The sequence below is a fragment of the Fictibacillus phosphorivorans genome, assembly GCF_023715845.1.
In the GTDB taxonomy this organism is placed as follows: domain Bacteria; phylum Bacillota; class Bacilli; order Bacillales; family Fictibacillaceae; genus Fictibacillus; species Fictibacillus phosphorivorans_D.
In genome coordinates, this window is the sequence record NZ_JAMBOR010000087.1 from 1 (window position 1) to 255 (window position 255).

A 255-nucleotide genomic window follows, 5' to 3' on the forward strand; every position below is an offset into this window, starting at 1 on the left:
CTGAGCGGACGAGCCTTCCTCAGGAAACCTTAGGCTTTCGATGGACAAGATTCTCACTTGTCTTTCGCTACTCATACCGGCATTCTCACTTCAAAGCGCTCCACCAGTCCTTCCGGTCTGACTTCACGGCACTTCGAACGCTCCCCTACCCCTGTACCAAATGGTACAAGCCATAGCTTCGGTGATACGTTTAGCCCCGTTACATTTTCGGCGCAGAGTCACTCGACCAGTGAGCTATTACGCACTCTTTAAATG

The 255-nt window shown here is 51.4% G+C and carries 1 rRNA gene; it reads right to left on the reverse strand.

The features are described 5' to 3' along the window. Nucleotides 1-255: ribosomal RNA gene (locus M3206_RS18910) — 23S ribosomal RNA — on the reverse strand; the annotation flags it as partial.